12 protein-coding genes are annotated in these 15,645 nt (G+C 61.3%); all 12 read left to right on the top strand.

All coding sequences use genetic code 11. The annotated features are described in order from the left end of the window. The first annotated feature begins 84 nt into the window (after nt 1-84). The 12 genes from dksA to acs all read left to right on the top strand — a co-directional run bounded on the left by dksA (nt 85) and on the right by acs (nt 15,538). Nucleotides 85-528 carry an RNA polymerase-binding protein DksA gene (dksA, locus tag BLT00_RS28915; protein WP_003205639.1) on the top strand — a complete coding sequence of 148 codons (444 nt, stop codon included), beginning with the start codon at nt 85-87 and terminating at the stop codon, nt 526-528. Between the two features lie 154 nt (nt 529-682). Then, nucleotides 683-1,564 (top strand): tRNA glutamyl-Q(34) synthetase GluQRS, encoded by an 882-nt coding sequence (gluQRS, locus tag BLT00_RS28910; protein ID WP_063324344.1) that lies wholly within the window; start codon nt 683-685, stop codon nt 1,562-1,564. A 78-nt stretch (nt 1,565-1,642) separates the two neighbouring features. Further along, nucleotides 1,643-1,819, top strand: a complete 177-nt coding sequence (locus tag BLT00_RS28905; RefSeq protein ID WP_003176118.1) for a hypothetical protein — start codon at nt 1,643-1,645, stop codon at nt 1,817-1,819. Then, nucleotides 1,803-4,757 (top strand): sensor histidine kinase, encoded by a 2,955-nt coding sequence (locus BLT00_RS28900; RefSeq protein ID WP_161951744.1) that lies wholly within the window; start codon nt 1,803-1,805, stop codon nt 4,755-4,757. The genes BLT00_RS28905 and BLT00_RS28900 overlap by 17 nt, the downstream gene beginning before the upstream one ends. Nucleotides 4,758-4,779: 22 nt before the next feature. Beyond that, on the top strand, nt 4,780-6,213 hold the full coding sequence (locus BLT00_RS28895) for a sigma-54-dependent transcriptional regulator (RefSeq protein ID WP_063324342.1): 1,434 nt from the start codon (nt 4,780-4,782) through the stop codon (nt 6,211-6,213). Nucleotides 6,214-6,922: 709 nt separating this feature from the next. Then, nucleotides 6,923-8,320 carry a polynucleotide adenylyltransferase PcnB gene (locus tag BLT00_RS28890; protein WP_057450877.1) on the top strand — a complete coding sequence of 466 codons (1,398 nt, stop codon included), beginning with the start codon at nt 6,923-6,925 and terminating at the stop codon, nt 8,318-8,320. Between the two features lie 3 nt (nt 8,321-8,323). After that, nucleotides 8,324-8,809 carry a 2-amino-4-hydroxy-6-hydroxymethyldihydropteridine diphosphokinase gene (folK, locus tag BLT00_RS28885; protein ID WP_092150449.1) on the top strand — a complete coding sequence of 162 codons (486 nt, stop codon included), beginning with the start codon at nt 8,324-8,326 and terminating at the stop codon, nt 8,807-8,809. A 363-nt stretch (nt 8,810-9,172) separates the two neighbouring features. After that, a complete protein-coding gene (gene panB / locus BLT00_RS28880) occupies nt 9,173-9,973 on the top strand; it encodes a 3-methyl-2-oxobutanoate hydroxymethyltransferase (protein ID WP_063324340.1) in 801 nt (266 codons plus the stop codon). Next, nucleotides 9,970-10,830 (top strand): pantoate--beta-alanine ligase, encoded by an 861-nt coding sequence (panC, locus tag BLT00_RS28875; protein ID WP_092150446.1) that lies wholly within the window; start codon nt 9,970-9,972, stop codon nt 10,828-10,830. The genes panB and panC overlap by 4 nt, the downstream gene beginning before the upstream one ends. Before the next feature lie 184 nt (nt 10,831-11,014). Beyond that, nucleotides 11,015-11,395, top strand: a complete 381-nt coding sequence (gene panD / locus BLT00_RS28870; protein WP_007963888.1) for an aspartate 1-decarboxylase — start codon at nt 11,015-11,017, stop codon at nt 11,393-11,395. A gap of 341 nt (nt 11,396-11,736) precedes the next feature. Then, on the top strand, nt 11,737-13,401 hold the full coding sequence (pgi, locus tag BLT00_RS28865; RefSeq protein ID WP_092150443.1) for a glucose-6-phosphate isomerase: 1,665 nt from the start codon (nt 11,737-11,739) through the stop codon (nt 13,399-13,401). Between the two features lie 199 nt (nt 13,402-13,600). Then, nucleotides 13,601-15,538: an acetate--CoA ligase gene (acs, locus tag BLT00_RS28860; protein ID WP_092150440.1), complete on the top strand. Its 1,938-nt coding sequence runs from the start codon at nt 13,601-13,603 to the stop codon at nt 15,536-15,538. The last annotated feature ends 107 nt before the right edge of the window (nt 15,539-15,645 follow it).

The raw sequence follows: 15,645 nt of genomic DNA, 5'->3' as shown, positions 1-15,645 counted from the left end.
GCCCGCTTGCAGCCGCAGGGCCGGCAGGTGTCGGTGATGGAGCAATCCTGCGTAGTGGATTACAAGAGTAGAGGCGGTCCATTCATGCCCACCCAAGCAAAGCAAAATCAAAATCAGTCGCTCAGCGGGTTTGAGCCTTACGTCCCGCAAGCTGGCGAAGAGTACATGGGCGCCCCCATGCGCGCGCACTTCACCAAGATCCTGAACAAGTGGAAACAGGATTTGATGCAGGAAGTCGACCGCACCGTGGATCACATGAAAGACGAAGCGGCCAACTTCCCCGACCCGGCCGACCGTGCCAGCCAGGAAGAAGAGTTCAGCCTCGAGCTGCGTGCCCGTGATCGCGAGCGCAAGCTCATCAAGAAAATCGACAAGACCCTGCAGCTAATCGAAGACGAAGAATACGGTTGGTGCGAGTCCTGCGGCATCGAGATCGGCATTCGCCGCCTGGAAGCCCGCCCGACGGCCGATCTGTGCATCGACTGCAAGACCCTGGCGGAAATCAAGGAAAAACAGGTCGGCAAGTAATCGCCGGCGCTGTCACCGAAACGGAGCGTTCATACGCTCCGTTTTTTGTTTCCGATATTTTCTCCAAGTCTGAAAAACCTGCTCGCTCCCACAGGGGATATGCTTTGTTGTCGAGATTGCATGCCCACCGCCCGGACCCAGTAACATTCGCCCTATGACTGCCTACATCGGACGCTTCGCCCCCACCCCCAGCGGCCACTTGCACTTCGGCTCACTGGTCGCCGCACTGGCGTCGTACCTGGATGCCCGCGCCATGGGCGGGCGTTGGTTGCTGCGCATGGAAGACCTCGATCCGCCCCGGGAAGAACCGGGCGCGCAAGCGGCGATTCTCAAGGCACTGGAAAGCTACGGGTTCGAATGGGACGGCGAGATGGTTCGCCAGAGCGAACGCCATGACGCCTATGATCAGGTCATCAACCGATTGTTCAGCCAAGGCCTGGCCTACGCCTGTACCTGTTCGCGCAAACAACTGGAAGCGTACCAGGGCATTTATCCAGGGTTGTGCCGCAATGCCGGGCACGGCACCGAGGACGCCGCCATCCGTCTGCGCGTCCCCGAGCTTGAGTACCATTTCACCGACCGGGTCCAGGGCGAGTTCCGCCAGCACCTGGGCCGTGAGGTCGGCGACTTCGTGATCCGCCGCCGCGACGGGCTCTACGCCTATCAATTGGCCGTGGTCCTGGACGATGCCTGGCAAGGGGTGACCGATATCGTGCGCGGCGCCGACCTCCTGGACTCCACACCGCGCCAGCTCTATCTGCAAGAACTGCTCGGGTTGCCGCAACCGCGTTACCTGCACGTGCCGCTGATCACCCAACCCGACGGGCACAAGCTCGGTAAATCCTACCGCTCACCGCCCCTGGCGGCCGATCAGGCCACGCCATTGCTGTTACGGGCGTTGCGCGCACTGGGCCAGCAACCGGGCCTCGAACTGGTCGACGCCAGCCCACGGGAACTGCTGGCTTGGGGCATTCGCCACTGGGATGCAGGCAAGATCCCGCGCACACTGAGCCTGCCCGAAGCGCAAATACGTTGACGGCCCTTGCAGCTTGGCGCCCATCCGTTACCATCGCCGCACGTTTTTTGGGCACGCGCATAAATTAGAGAGGCCGGGATGTATATCTATCGCTTGGTCCTGCTCCTGGTAGTGGGGATTTATCTGTTCTCCCCGGCCATCATGGATTGGTGGATCGATGCCACGGGTGCCTGGTATCGGCCGTATCTGCTCTGGCTGATCCTGATTGTCGTGACCTTCATCCTGCAGAGCCAAAAAGATGCCGATGAGCTTTAGCCTGACCCAGATGGTCCTGATCAGCGCCGCCTACCTGGCAGTGCTGTTCGGCGTAGCCTGGATCAGCGAACGAGGCATGATCCCCCGGGCGATCATCCGCCACCCGCTGACCTACACCCTGTCGCTGGGTGTCTATGCCAGCGCATGGGCGTTCTATGGCACGGTCGGGCTGGCCTACCAGTACGGCTATGGTTTCCTCTCCAGTTACCTGGGGGTGTCAGGGGCGTTCCTGCTGGCGCCGGTGTTGCTCTACCCGATCCTGAAAATCACCCGCACCTACCAACTGTCGTCGCTGGCCGACCTGTTCGCCTTTCGTTTTCGCAGCACCTGGGCCGGCGCGCTGACCACGATCTTCATGCTGGTCGGGGTATTGCCGCTGCTGGCCCTGCAGATCCAGGCCGTGGCCGACTCCATCAGCATCCTGACCCGCGAGCCGGTGCAGCACCGGGTGGCGCTGAGCTTCTGCGTACTGATCATCCTGTTCACGATTTTCTTCGGTTCCCGACACATCGCCACGCGGGAGAAACACGAAGGCCTGGTGTTCGCCATCGCTTTCGAATCGGTGATCAAGCTGATCGCCATCGGTGGTGTCGGTCTCTATGCCCTGTATGGCGTGTTCGATGGCCCGCAACAGCTGGAAATTTGGCTGTTGCAGAACCAGACGGCCCTCGCCGCCCTGCACACACCGTTGCAGGAAGGCCCATGGCGCACGCTGTTGCTGGTGTTCTTCGCATCGGCCATCGTGATGCCGCACATGTACCACATGACGTTTACCGAAAACCTCAACCCGCGCTCGCTGGTCAGCGCCAGTTGGGGCCTGCCGCTGTTCCTGCTGCTGATGAGCCTGGCGGTACCGCTGATCCTCTGGGCCGGCTTGAAGCTGGGCGCCAGTACCAATCCGGAATATTTCACCCTGGGCATCGGCATCGCCGCCAACAGCAAGGCCCTGGCGTTGCTGGCGTATGTCGGCGGCCTGTCGGCGGCCAGCGGCTTGATCATCGTCACCACGCTGGCATTGTCGGGCATGGCCCTCAACCACCTGGTGCTGCCGCTCTACCAGCCACCGGCCGAAGGCAATATCTACCGCTGGCTGAAGTGGACACGGCGGGCGCTGATCGTCGCCATCATCATGGCCGGCTACGGCTTCTACCTGATGCTGGGCGAGGGGCAGGACCTGGCCAACCTGGGCATCGTCGCCTTCGTGGCCACCTTGCAGTTCCTGCCCGGGGTACTGTCGGTGCTGTATTGGCCGACTGCCAACCGCCGCGGCTTCATCGCCGGCCTGCTGGCAGGGATCCTGGTGTGGCTGGTCGCGATGCTGTTGCCGCTGATGGGCAACCTGCAGGGCTTCTATATTCCGCTGCTGAACATGATCTACGTGCTCGACGACACCAGTTGGCATATGGCGGCCATCGCCTCCCTGGCGGCGAACGTGCTGATGTTCACCCTGATCTCGCTGTTCACCAACGCCAGCAGCGAAGAGGCCAGCGCCGCCGAAGCTTGCGCGGTGGACAATGTCCGCCGCCCGCAGCGTCGCGAACTGCACGCCGCCTCGCCCCAGGAATTCGCCACGCAACTGGCCAAGCCCTTGGGCGCCAAGGCCGCGCAAAAGGAAGTCGAACAGGCCCTGCGAGACCTCTACCTGCCTTTCGATGAACGTCGCCCGTATGCCCTGCGTCGGCTGCGGGACCGGATCGAAGCCAACCTGTCCGGCCTGATGGGCCCCAGCGTGGCCCAGGACATGGTCGAGACGTTCCTGCCCTACAAGGCCGGCGGCGAAAACTACGTCACCGAAGACATCCACTTCATCGAGAGCCGCCTCGAGGATTACCACTCGCGCCTCACGGGCCTGGCCGCCGAACTGGACGCCTTGCGCCGTTACCATCGCCAGACCCTGCAGGAACTACCAATGGGCGTGTGTTCCCTGGCCAAGGACCAGGAAATCCTGATGTGGAACAAAGCCATGGAAGAACTCACCGGGATCGCCGCCCAGCGCGTGGTCGGTTCACGCCTGAGCACCCTGGGCGAGCCGTGGAAAGGCTTATTGCAAGGTTTCATCGACCTGCCGGACGAGCACTTGCACAAACAGCACCTGGCCCTCGACGGCCAGACCCGTTGGCTGAACCTGCACAAGGCCGCGATCGACGAGCCGTTGGCACCCGGTAACAGCGGCCTGGTGCTGCTGGTGGAAGACCTGACCGATACCCAGATGCTCGAAGACAAACTGGTCCACTCCGAACGACTGGCAAGCATCGGCCGGTTGGCCGCCGGGGTGGCCCACGAAATCGGCAACCCGATCACTGGCATCGCTTGCCTGGCGCAGAACCTGCGCGAAGAACGCGAGGACGACGGCGAACTGACGGAAATCAGCGGCCAGATCCTCGAACAGACCAAGCGTGTGTCGCGGATCGTCCAGTCGCTGATGAGCTTCGCCCATGCCGGCGGTCACCAGCACAATGACGAGCCCGTCTGTCTGGCCGAAGTCGCCCAGGATGCCATTGGTCTGCTGGCGCTCAACCGACGCAACTTCGAAGTGCAGTTTTTCAACCTGTGCGATCCGGATCACTGGGTCGACGGCGACCCCCAGCGGCTCGCCCAGGTGTTGATCAACCTGCTATCCAACGCGCGGGACGCCTCACCGGCCGGCAGCGCGGTGCGGGTCAAGAGTGAAGCCTTCGAACACACGGTCGACCTGATCGTCGAAGACGAAGGCAGCGGTATCCCACAGAACATCATGGACCGATTGTTCGAACCTTTCTTCACCACCAAGGATCCTGGCGAAGGCACCGGTCTGGGCCTCGCACTGGTCTATTCCATCGTTGAAGAGCATTATGGACAAATCACCATCGACAGCCCGGCCGATGTACAAAGCCAACGCGGCACCCGTATCCGGGTGACCTTGCCGCGTCATGTCGAAGCGACGTCCGCTGTGAACTGAGACCGTCGAGAGAATCGAATCAATGCCGCACATTTTGATCGTCGAAGACGAAACAATTATCCGCTCCGCCTTGCGCCGCCTGCTGGAACGCAATCAGTACCAGGTCAGCGAAGCCGGTTCAGTGCAGGAAGCACAAGAACGTTTCAGCATTCCAACATTTGACCTGATCGTCAGCGACCTGCGCCTGCCTGGCGCCCCGGGTACCGAGCTGATCAAGCTCGGCCAGGGCACACCCGTGCTGATCATGACCAGTTACGCCAGCCTGCGCTCGGCGGTCGACTCCATGAAAATGGGTGCGGTGGACTACATCGCCAAACCGTTCGACCACGATGAGATGCTCCAGGCCGTGGCCCGCATCCTGCGCGACCGACAGGCGGCGACCAGCAACCCGGCGGAACCCGCCGGCAAGGCCAGTGCCTCGACGAAAGCCGGCGCCAGTAACAATAATGGCGAAATTGGCATCATCGGTTCCTGCCCGCCCATGCAGGACCTGTACAGCAAGATCCGCAAAGTGGCCCCGACCGACTCCAATGTCCTGATCCAGGGCGAGTCCGGTACCGGCAAGGAGCTGGTAGCCCGGGCCCTGCACAACCTGTCACGCCGGGCCAAGGCACCGATGATTTCGGTGAACTGCGCGGCGATCCCGGAAAGCCTGATCGAGTCCGAACTGTTCGGCCACGAAAAAGGTGCGTTCACCGGCGCCAGCGCCGGGCGCGCAGGCTTGGTGGAAGCGGCGGACGGCGGCACGCTGTTCCTCGATGAAATCGGCGAACTGCCACTGGAAGCCCAGGCGCGGTTGCTGCGGGTGCTTCAGGAAGGCGAAATCCGCCGCGTCGGCTCGGTGCAGTCGCAAAAGGTCGATGTCCGCCTGATCGCGGCCACCCACCGTGACCTCAAGAGCCTGGCGAAGATCGGCCAGTTCCGCGAAGACTTGTATTACCGCTTGCACGTGATCGCCTTGAAGCTGCCCGCCCTGCGCGAACGTGGCGCGGACGTCAATGAAATCGCCCAGGCATTCCTGGCTCGCCAGAGCGCGCGGGTCAACCGCACCGATCTCAAGTTCGCCCCGGACGCCGAACAGGCCATCCGTCATTACGCCTGGCCGGGTAACGTTCGCGAGCTGGAAAACGCGGTCGAGCGGGCGGTGATCCTGTGCGAGAGCCCGGAAATCTCTGCCGACCTGCTGGGCATCGACATCGAACTGAGCGACCTGGACGACGAAGAATTCATCGGCCTGGCCCCGCAACAGGGCGGCGCTGCCAACAACACCAGCCACGAGCCCACCGAAGACCTGTCCCTGGAGGACTACTTCCAACACTTCGTCCTGGAGCACCAGGACCACATGACCGAGACCGAACTGGCACGCAAACTGGGCGTAAGCCGCAAGTGCCTGTGGGAACGGCGCCAGCGCCTGGGGATTCCACGGCGCAAGACCGGAGCGACCAGCGAAAGCTGAGGTGTGGGGGTAACACCGCCGAATGTGAAAAAACTGTTACCTCAGCTTTTTCACGTAACAGAAGCCGGGGTTTACGGTAACGAAACCCCGGCTTTTTTTCGCCTCGGAAAAATGGTTATAACCCTGGAACCCCCGGTTTCGCTGGCCCTCGCAAAAGTTGGCACGCACCCTGCTATAGCTTTGGTACAAGAACAATAACAAGCAATGCAAAAGACAATAAAAATAAGACGAATCGACTCACGCACAATAAAAACAAGACGGCGAGAGGCGCAGCTAACTGATTCTTTTGGAGAGGCGTTGTATTTGGGGCTTGCCCCACAACCAGGCCGAGAACAATAAAAACTGTCTCAAGACAGGTGCCTGAACTGGTTGGATCGATTGATCACTGCAACACAGCGACCAAAGCAATCCGTTTGCTCTTGGCTCCCGATTGGGAGGGTCACGAAGGGAAAACCTCGTGACGCGGGCACTCAACAAAAACAAGAAGCCCAAAACCAATAATAAAAACAGAGCACGTAACTAATTCTGGGGGAGCTTCGGCTCCCCTTGTGGTTTCTGTCGTTCCGCCTCCCCGCAGCCTACAAAGCTTGTCGCTTGAAGCTCAAAACCGCTCCGTCCTACACCATCCCTCGACTAAATGCTAGAATCTCGGCCCATCATGCGGCCATTCTTCGTTTTTGGCCGAATATTCCTTCAAACAGTGCATCCCATGCTGAAGAAGCTGTTCCAGTCATTCCGTTCTCCCTTGCGTCGTACGCAACACATTCGCAGCACGCCTGAAGTGCTCAACAGCGGCCAGCATTCACTGCAAAAGGCCCAGTTCAGCCGTTATGCGGTGAACATCGTCGAACGTTTGCAGAACGCCGGTTACCAGGCTTACCTGGTCGGTGGCTGCGTGCGCGACATGCTGCTCAACATCACCCCAAAGGATTTCGACGTCGCCACCAGCGCCACGCCGGAACAGATACGGGCCGAATTTCGCAACGCGCGGATCATTGGCCGGCGCTTCAAACTGGTCCATATCCACTTCGGTCGCGAAATCATCGAAGTGGCGACCTTCCGCGCCAATCACCCGCAAAACGATGAAGAAGAAGACAGCAACCAGTCTTCCCGTAACGAAAGCGGGCGCATCCTGCGCGATAACGTCTACGGCACTCTGGAAGAAGACGCGCAACGCCGCGACTTCACCATCAACGCCCTGTATTACGATCCCGTCAGCGAACGCATCCTCGATTACGCCAACGGCGTACACGACATTCGCAATCGCCTGATCCGCCTGATCGGCGACCCCAAGCAGCGCTATCAGGAAGACCCTGTGCGCATGCTGCGGGCCGTGCGTTTCGCCGCCAAGCTGGATTTCGGCATCGAAAAACACAGCGCCTTGCCGATTCGTGAACTGGCGCCGATGCTGCGGGAAATCCCTTCGGCGCGCCTGTTCGAGGAAGTGCTCAAGCTGTTCCTGTCGGGCAACGCCGCAGACACCTTCGAGATGCTGGTGGACCTGCAGTTGTTCGATCCGCTGTTCCCCGCCAGCGCCGAGGCCCTGGAGCACAACCCGACCTACACCCACACCTTGATCAGCGAAGCACTGATCAACACCGACCTGCGCATCAAGCAGAACAAGCCGGTGACGCCTGCGTTCCTGTTCGCCGCCTTGCTCTGGCCTGCCCTGCCGGCTCGGGTGCTGCGCCTGCAAGAGCGTGGCATGCCGCCGATCCCGGCGATGCAGGAAGCCGCCCACGAGCTGATTGCCGAACAGTGCCAGCGCATCGCCATTCCAAAACGCTTCACGATGCCGATCCGCGAGATCTGGGACATGCAGGAACGCCTGCCACGGCGCAGCGGCAAGCGTGCCGACCTGCTGCTGGACAACCCTCGTTTCCGCGCCGGCTACGACTTCCTGCTGCTGCGTGAAAGCGCGGGCGAGCAGACCGATGGCCTGGGTGAATGGTGGACCGATTACCAGGACGCCAACGACAGCGAGCGCCGCGACATGATTCGCGAGCTCAGCGGCAAGGATGACGGCGCCAGCGGCCCGCGCAAGCGCCGCCGCAGCAGCGGTGCCAAGCGCAAGCGTGCCGGTGTACCGAGCGCATCGGGCGAGTAATCGATGGAACGCATCTACATCGGCATGGGCAGCAACCTGGCCGAACCCGCCGAACAATTGCGCAGTGCCATCCAGGCGCTGGCGCAATTGCCCGATACCCAACTGGTGGGGGTCTCGGCGTTTTATCAAAGCGATTCCCTGCTGCCCGGCCAGCCGCGCTACACCAATGCGGTGGCGGTGCTGGACAGCCGCCTGGCACCGCTGGACCTGCTCGATGCGCTGCAAGCCATCGAAACCGGACAAGGTCGCGAACGCCTGGAACGCTGGGGCCCACGCACCCTGGACCTGGATATCCTGCTGTTTGGCGATCGCCTGATCGACGAGTCTCGCCTCAAGGTCCCTCACTACCACATGCAGGCCCGAGCCTTCGTGCTGTACCCACTGGCCGAGTTGGCACCCGCCGACCTGCGCCTGGCCGATGGGCGCTTGCTCAAGGATCTGCTCGCGGCGTGCCCATTCGTTGGTCTGGAACGCCTGCCGCCTATCTGACAAAGCCCCCCTGTGGGAGCGAGCTTGCTCGCGATAGCGTCGGCACATCCAGCATCCAGGGTGACTGACACACCGCCATCGCGAGCAAGCTCGTTCCCACGGGATCAGGGACCCGGCAGTCAGATCCGAGACACGCCTCTACGCTGAAACGCATCAGTAACCCCGGTAACACCCGGCGGTAACACATCCAATTGACTTCCCGAGTGCTCCTCACGACTATAGGCGTCCCGATGCCGCCAACGCGGCGTTTAAAGGGCGCAATCCAGGCCTTACAAGCACCACACATAGAGGGTGCGCCTGTATAGATGACGATTCATGCGCGTTACTCGCAGTAGCTCAAGAGCGCCTAATGAGGACTTTTTCATGCCAGCTATTACCCTGACCACGCTGCAAGGTCTCAAGCAAAAAGGTGAGAAAATCGCCATGCTGACCTGCTATGACGCAACCTTCGCCCACGCCTGCAATGAGGCTGGTGTCGAAGTGTTGCTGGTGGGCGATTCCCTCGGCATGGTGCTGCAAGGTCACGACAGCACGCTGCCGGTGACCACCGCCGAGATGGCCTACCATGTGGCCGCCGTCAAACGCGGTAACACCGATGCGCTGATTCTCGCCGACCTGCCATTCATGGCCTATGCCACCCTTGAACAAACCATGACCAACAGCGCCATGCTGATGCAGGCCGGTGCCCACATGGTCAAGGTCGAAGGCGCGTTGTGGCTGGCCGATTCGATTCGGCTGCTGGCCGAGCGAGGCATCCCGGTGTGCGCGCACCTGGGCCTGACCCCACAAGCGGTGAACATCCTCGGTGGCTATAAGGTCCAGGGCCGCAATGAGAACCAGGCGCGGCAGATGCGCGCCGATGCGATTGCACTGGAGCAGGCTGGCGCGGCGATGTTGCTGCTCGAATGCGTGCCCAGCGAGCTGGCGGAAGAAATCACCCAGGCGGTGAAGATCCCGGTGATCGGAATCGGCGCCGGCCACGCCACCGATGGCCAGGTACTGGTGCTGCACGACATGCTCGGGCTGTCGATCACCGGTCGCGCACCCAAGTTCGTGAAAAACTTCATGGCAGGGCAAACGTCTATCCAGGGCGCCCTGAGTGCCTATGTCGCTGAGGTCAAGGCCGTGACCTTCCCGGGCGCCGAACACGGGTTTTCTGCATGAATACCGTCAAAACCGTACGCGAACTGCGGGCCGCCGTGGCCCGTGCCCGCGGCGAAGGCAAACGCATCGCCTTCGTGCCGACCATGGGCAACCTGCACAGTGGTCACGTGGCGCTGATCACCAAGGCCGCGCAACGGGCCGACTTCGTGGTGGCGAGCATCTTCGTCAACCCACTGCAATTCGGTGCTGGCGAAGACCTGGACAAATACCCCCGCACCCTGGCGGCCGACCAGGAGAAACTGCTCCAGGCCGGCTGCCATCTGTTGTTCGCTCCCAGCGTCGAAGAGATGTACCCCGACGGCATGGCCGGGCAGACCCGGGTCAGCGTCCCGCAATTGTCCGAAGGCCTGTGCGGCGCCAGCCGCCCGGGGCATTTCGAGGGCGTGGCGACGGTGGTCAGCAAACTGTTCAACATGGTCCAGCCCGACCTGGCGGTGTTCGGCCAGAAGGACTTCCAGCAACTGGCGGTGATTCGCGCACTGGTCCATGACCTGAACATGCCGATCCAGATCATCGGCGAACCGACCGTGCGCGCCGAGGACGGCCTGGCGCTGTCCTCGCGCAACGGCTTCCTCAGCCCGGACCAACGTGCCGTCGCGCCCGTGGTCTATCGCGTCCTGAGCCAGATCGCCGAGGCCATCAAACAGGGCCGACGAGATTTCCCGGCGCTGATCGACGAGCAGCTCAAGCAGCTCGAAGCGGCCGGCCTGCGTTCCGATTACCTGGAGATCCGTCACGCCAAGACCTTGCGCCCGGCATTGAGCGAGGACCGTGACCTGGTGATTCTGGTAGCGGCCTTCCTGGGCACTACGCGGTTGATCGACAACCTGCACCTGGATCTCGACACGCCCGCCTAAGCATCACAAAACCCTGTGGGAGCGAGCTTGCTCGCGATAGCAATCCGTCAGCCAGCCTATCGGTCAACTGACCCACCGCTGTCGCGAGCAGGCTCACTCCCACAAGGGGCCTGCGGTGTTATTGCCGCCTCGGCAGCCTTCAGGCAGACTGCCCGCCGTTCGGACCCGACCAAAGGAAAAATTCATGCACGCCATCATGCTCAAGGCCAAGCTGCATCGCGCCGAAGTCACTCACGCGGTGCTCGACTACGAAGGCTCCTGCGCCATCGATGGTGAATGGCTGGACCTGTCAGGGATCCGTGAATACGAACAGATCCAGATCTACAACGTCGACAACGGCGAACGCTTCACTACCTACGCCATCCGTGGCGAGGAAGGTTCGCGGATGATCTCGGTGAACGGCGCCGCAGCGCACAAGGCCAAGGTGGGGGATCGTGTCATCATCTGCGCCTACGCCCACTACAGCGAAGCCGAGCTGGTCAACTTCAAGCCCCGCATGCTGTACATGGCGCCAGGCAATGAACTGAGTCACACCAGCAATGCCATCCCGGTCCAGGTTGCCTGATCGAATCGACCTGCTTCACCATTCCCCCCTGTGGGATCAGCTTGCTCGCGATAGCGATAGGTCAGTTGATAGAGATGTCGACGGACACACCGCTATCGCGAGCAAGTTCGCTCCCACGGTAAGCAATCTGCGTTTCCGTTTGTCGGACCTTTCCCGCCCAGTTGTATAAAAAAGTACCGGGAATCGGTCTGACAAAGTCAAGACAGATCGCAACGCGAGGTTTACTGTATTCGCCCTGCGTCTGGCGATCGTGTCGATGCAGTGTCCGGACGCCCACCTCGAGCCGCGCCGGAATTTTTAGTGTACAAAAGGTCGTTCAAGTAAAAAGGAAACCCGCAGCGATGGCGTATTACCGAACCCCTCATGACGTGACCGCTCTGCCAGCCTGGCAAGCGCTGAATGACCACCGCAAAGCCATGCAGGATTTCAGCATGCGCGAAGCGTTCAATGCCGATCCGCAGCGTTTCACTCAATTCACCCTCTCGAGCTGCGGCCTGTTTCTCGACTACTCGAAAAACCTGATCAACGCCCAGACCCGCGATCTGCTGGTGGGCCTGGCCAACGAAGTCGACCTCAAGGGCGCGATCAAGTCGCTGTTCGAAGGCGAAATCGTCAACGCCTCGGAAAACCGCCCTGCCCTGCACACCGCCCTGCGTCGGCCGGTGGGCGACAAGTTGCTGGTCAACGGCGTCAACGTGATGCCGGACGTGCACAAAGTTCTGAACCAGATCACCGACCTGGTGGGCCGCATTCACGACGGCCTGTGGCGCGGCTACACCGAAAAGCCCATCACCGACGTGGTGAACATCGGCATCGGTGGTTCTTTCCTCGGCCCGGAACTGGTGTCCGAAGCGCTGTTGTCCTACGCGCAAAAAGGCGTTCGCTGCCACTACTTGGCAAACATCGACGGCAGCGAATTCCATGAGCTAACCATGAAGCTGCGCGCCGAGACCACGCTGTTCATCGTCTCGTCGAAATCCTTCAACACCCTCGAAACCCTGAAGAACGCCCAGGCCGCCCGCGCCTGGTACCTGGCCCAGGGTGGCTCCGAAGCGGAGCTGTATCGCCACTTCATCGCCGTGTCGAGCAACAATGCCGCCGCCGTGGCTTTCGGCATCCGTGAAGAGAACATCTTCCCGATGTGGGACTGGGTCGGCGGGCGTTACTCGCTGTGGTCGGCCATCGGCCTGCCAATCGCCCTGGCCATCGGCATGTCGAACTTCAAGGAATTGCTCTCCGGGGCCTATTCCATGGACCAGCATTTCCAGAGCGCCCCGTTCGAGCAGAACATGCCGGTGCTGCTGGCACTGCTGGGTGTGTGGTACGGCAACTTCTGGGGTGCGCAGAGCCATGCGATCCTGCCGTACGACCACTACCTGCGTAACATCACCAAGCATTTGCAGCAATTGGACATGGAATCCAACGGCAAGAGCGTGCGCCAGGACGGTACACCGGTGTCGACCGACACGGGCCCGGTCATCTGGGGCGGCGTCGGCTGCAACGGTCAGCACGCTTACCACCAGTTGCTGCACCAGGGCACCCAGTTGATTCCGGCCGACTTCATCGTGCCGATCGTCAGCTTCAACCCGGTTTCCGATCATCACCAATGGCTGTATGCCAACTGCCTGTCCCAGAGCCAGGCACTGATGCTCGGCAAGACCCGCGCCGAAGCCGAAGCCGAGCTGCGGGACAAGGGCGCCAGCGAAGAAGACGTGCAGAAACTGGCCTCTCACAAGGTGATCCCGGGCAACCGTCCGAGCAACACCCTAGTGGTCGAACGCATCAGCCCACGTCGCCTCGGCGCACTGGTCGCGCTGTATGAACACAAGGTGTTCGTGCAGAGCGTGATCTGGGGCATCAACGCCTTCGACCAATGGGGCGTGGAGCTGGGCAAGGAACTGGGCAAGGGCGTCTACAACCGTCTGGTGGGCAGTGAAGAAAACCCGGCCGAAGATGCCTCGACCCAGGGCTTGATCAACTACTTCCGCGGGCGTCATCGCGGCTGATCGCAGGTCGAACACCAAGCACTTACTTTTGTGGGAGCGAGCTTCTCGCGAAGGCGGTGGATCAGTTGACACTCATGTTGACTGACACACCGCCTTCGCGAGCAAGCTCACTCCCACAGTTGTTTGTGCATGACTTGAACCCTCCGGCTACTCGGCGCATCTTTATCACTTGTCGCAAAAACAAGAATAAGGAACCGTCATGTTCGATATCAGCCAGTACCCCCAAGCCGATGCCGTCCGCCGGGCTGCGCAACTGAGTCAGGACGAGTACAAGCGGCTCTATAAAGAATCCATCGAACACCCCAGCGCCTTCTGGGCCGAGCAGGCCACACGCTTTCTCGACTGGATGACGCCCTGGCAAACCGTCCAGCGCTATGACCTCAAGAACGGCGACGCGACCTGGTTCGCCGGTGGCAAGCTGAACGTCAGCGCCAATTGCATCGACCGTCACCTGCAAACACGCGGCGACCAGACGGCAATCATCTGGGAAGGCGACGACCCCGCCGAATCGGCAGAAATCACCTACAAAAAACTACACAACCATGTGTGCCGCCTGGCAAACGTGCTGAAAAGCCGTGGTGTGAAGAAAGGCGACCGGGTCTGCATCTACATGCCGATGATCCCCGAGGCCGCCTACGCCATGCTCGCCTGTACCCGCATCGGCGCGGTGCATTCAGTGGTGTTCGGCGGTTTCTCACCGGACTCGCTGCGCGACCGGATTCTCGACGCCGATTGCCGCACCGTGATCACCGCTGACGAAGGCGTGCGCGGCGGGCGCTTCGTACCGCTCAAGCGTAACGTCGACAAGGCCCTGGAAAGTTGCCCGAACGTCAGCACCGTGCTGGTGGTCGAGCGCACCCAGGGCGAGGTGAACTGGGTTGAAGGCCGTGACCTGTGGTACCACCAGGCCATGCACGAGATGAGCGACGACTGCCCACCCGAACCGATGGACGCCGAAGACCCGTTGTTCATCCTCTACACCTCCGGTAGCACTGGCAAACCCAAGGGCGTGCTGCACACCACGGGAGGCTATCTGCTGCAAGCGGCGATGACGTTCAAGTACGTGCTCGATTACCGCGACAACGAAGTGTTCTGGTGCACCGCCGATGTCGGCTGGGTCACCGGTCATAGCTACATCGTCTACGGCCCGCTGGCCAATGGCGCCACCACGCTGATCTTCGAGGGCGTGCCGAGCTACCCGAGCAGTTCGCGCTTCTGGGAGGTGATCGACAAGCATCAGGTCAATATCTTCTACACCGCACCGACCGCCCTGCGCGCGCTGATGCGCGAAGGTGCCGGCCCGTTGCAGGAAACGTCCCGCAAAAGCCTGCGATTACTCGGCAGCGTTGGTGAGCCGATCAACCCGGAAGCATGGGAATGGTATTTCAACACGGTAGGCGAACAGCGTTGCCCGATTGTCGATACCTGGTGGCAGACCGAGACGGGCGGCATCATGCTCAGCCCGTTGGTGAGCGCCCCACGGCTCAAGCCAGGCTGCGCCACCCGGCCGATGTTCGGCGTGCAACCGGTCTTGCTGGATGAAGTGGGCAAGGAAATCAGCGGCGCCGGCAGCGGCGTACTGGCGATCAAATCCAGTTGGCCCGGGCAGATTCGCAGCGTCTACGGCGATCATCAACGCATGGTCGACACCTACTTCAAACCCTACCCCGGCTACTACTTCACCGGCGACGGCGCGCGCCGCGACGAAGACGGCGATTACTGGATCACCGGGCGCATCGACGATGTGATCAACGTTTCCGGGCATCGCATCGGCACCGCCGAGGTGGAAAGCGCCCTGGTGCTGCACGACAACATTGCCGAAGCAGCCGTCGTCGGCTACCCCCACGACCTCAAGGGCCAGGGCATCTATGCCTTTGTCACGCCGATGAACGGTGTGGAGGCCAATGACGAGTTGAAGAAGGAACTGCTGGCCCACGTCAGCAAGGAAATCGGCAGCTTCGCCAAACCGGAGCTGATCCAGTGGGCGCCGGCGTTGCCCAAGACCCGTTCGGGCAAGATCATGCGGCGCATCCTGCGCAAGATCGCCTGCAACGAACTCGACAGCCTCGGTGATACCTCGACCCTGGCCGATCCAAGTGTGGTGGAGGGGCTGATCGACAAACGCCTGAATCGCTGAGCCAGACAACTTGGCTTCCCAGAAGCACCGCGCCTTTGTGGCGAGGGAGCTTGCTCCCGCTGGAGTGCGTAGCGCTCCCAAAAATGATAGGGCCGCTGCGCAGCCCA

Origin of the sequence: Pseudomonas sp. NFACC51, assembly GCF_900103575.1 — a bacterium.
Taxonomy (GTDB): Bacteria; Pseudomonadota; Gammaproteobacteria; order Pseudomonadales; family Pseudomonadaceae; genus Aquipseudomonas; species Aquipseudomonas fluorescens_Q.
The sequence above is the reverse complement of the archived record's forward strand: the minus strand, read 5'-3'. Positions and strand labels throughout refer to the sequence as shown.

Bases quoted from the DNA above. Each gene is read 5' to 3' on its own strand.
- dksA (WP_003205639.1), top strand. From the start codon at position 85: ATGCCCACCCAAGCAAAGCAAAATCAAAATCAGTCGCTCAGCGGGTTT.
- gluQRS (WP_063324344.1), top strand. From the start codon at position 683: ATGACTGCCTACATCGGACGCTTCGCCCCCACCCCCAGCGGCCACTTG.
- BLT00_RS28905 (WP_003176118.1), top strand. From the start codon at position 1,643: ATGTATATCTATCGCTTGGTCCTGCTCCTGGTAGTGGGGATTTATCTG.
- BLT00_RS28900 (WP_161951744.1), top strand. From the start codon at position 1,803: ATGCCGATGAGCTTTAGCCTGACCCAGATGGTCCTGATCAGCGCCGCC.
- BLT00_RS28895 (WP_063324342.1), top strand. From the start codon at position 4,780: ATGCCGCACATTTTGATCGTCGAAGACGAAACAATTATCCGCTCCGCC.
- BLT00_RS28890 (WP_057450877.1), top strand. From the start codon at position 6,923: ATGCTGAAGAAGCTGTTCCAGTCATTCCGTTCTCCCTTGCGTCGTACG.
- folK (WP_092150449.1), top strand. From the start codon at position 8,324: ATGGAACGCATCTACATCGGCATGGGCAGCAACCTGGCCGAACCCGCC.
- panB (WP_063324340.1), top strand. From the start codon at position 9,173: ATGCCAGCTATTACCCTGACCACGCTGCAAGGTCTCAAGCAAAAAGGT.
- panC (WP_092150446.1), top strand. From the start codon at position 9,970: ATGAATACCGTCAAAACCGTACGCGAACTGCGGGCCGCCGTGGCCCGT.
- panD (WP_007963888.1), top strand. From the start codon at position 11,015: ATGCACGCCATCATGCTCAAGGCCAAGCTGCATCGCGCCGAAGTCACT.
- pgi (WP_092150443.1), top strand. From the start codon at position 11,737: ATGGCGTATTACCGAACCCCTCATGACGTGACCGCTCTGCCAGCCTGG.
- acs (WP_092150440.1), top strand. From the start codon at position 13,601: ATGTTCGATATCAGCCAGTACCCCCAAGCCGATGCCGTCCGCCGGGCT.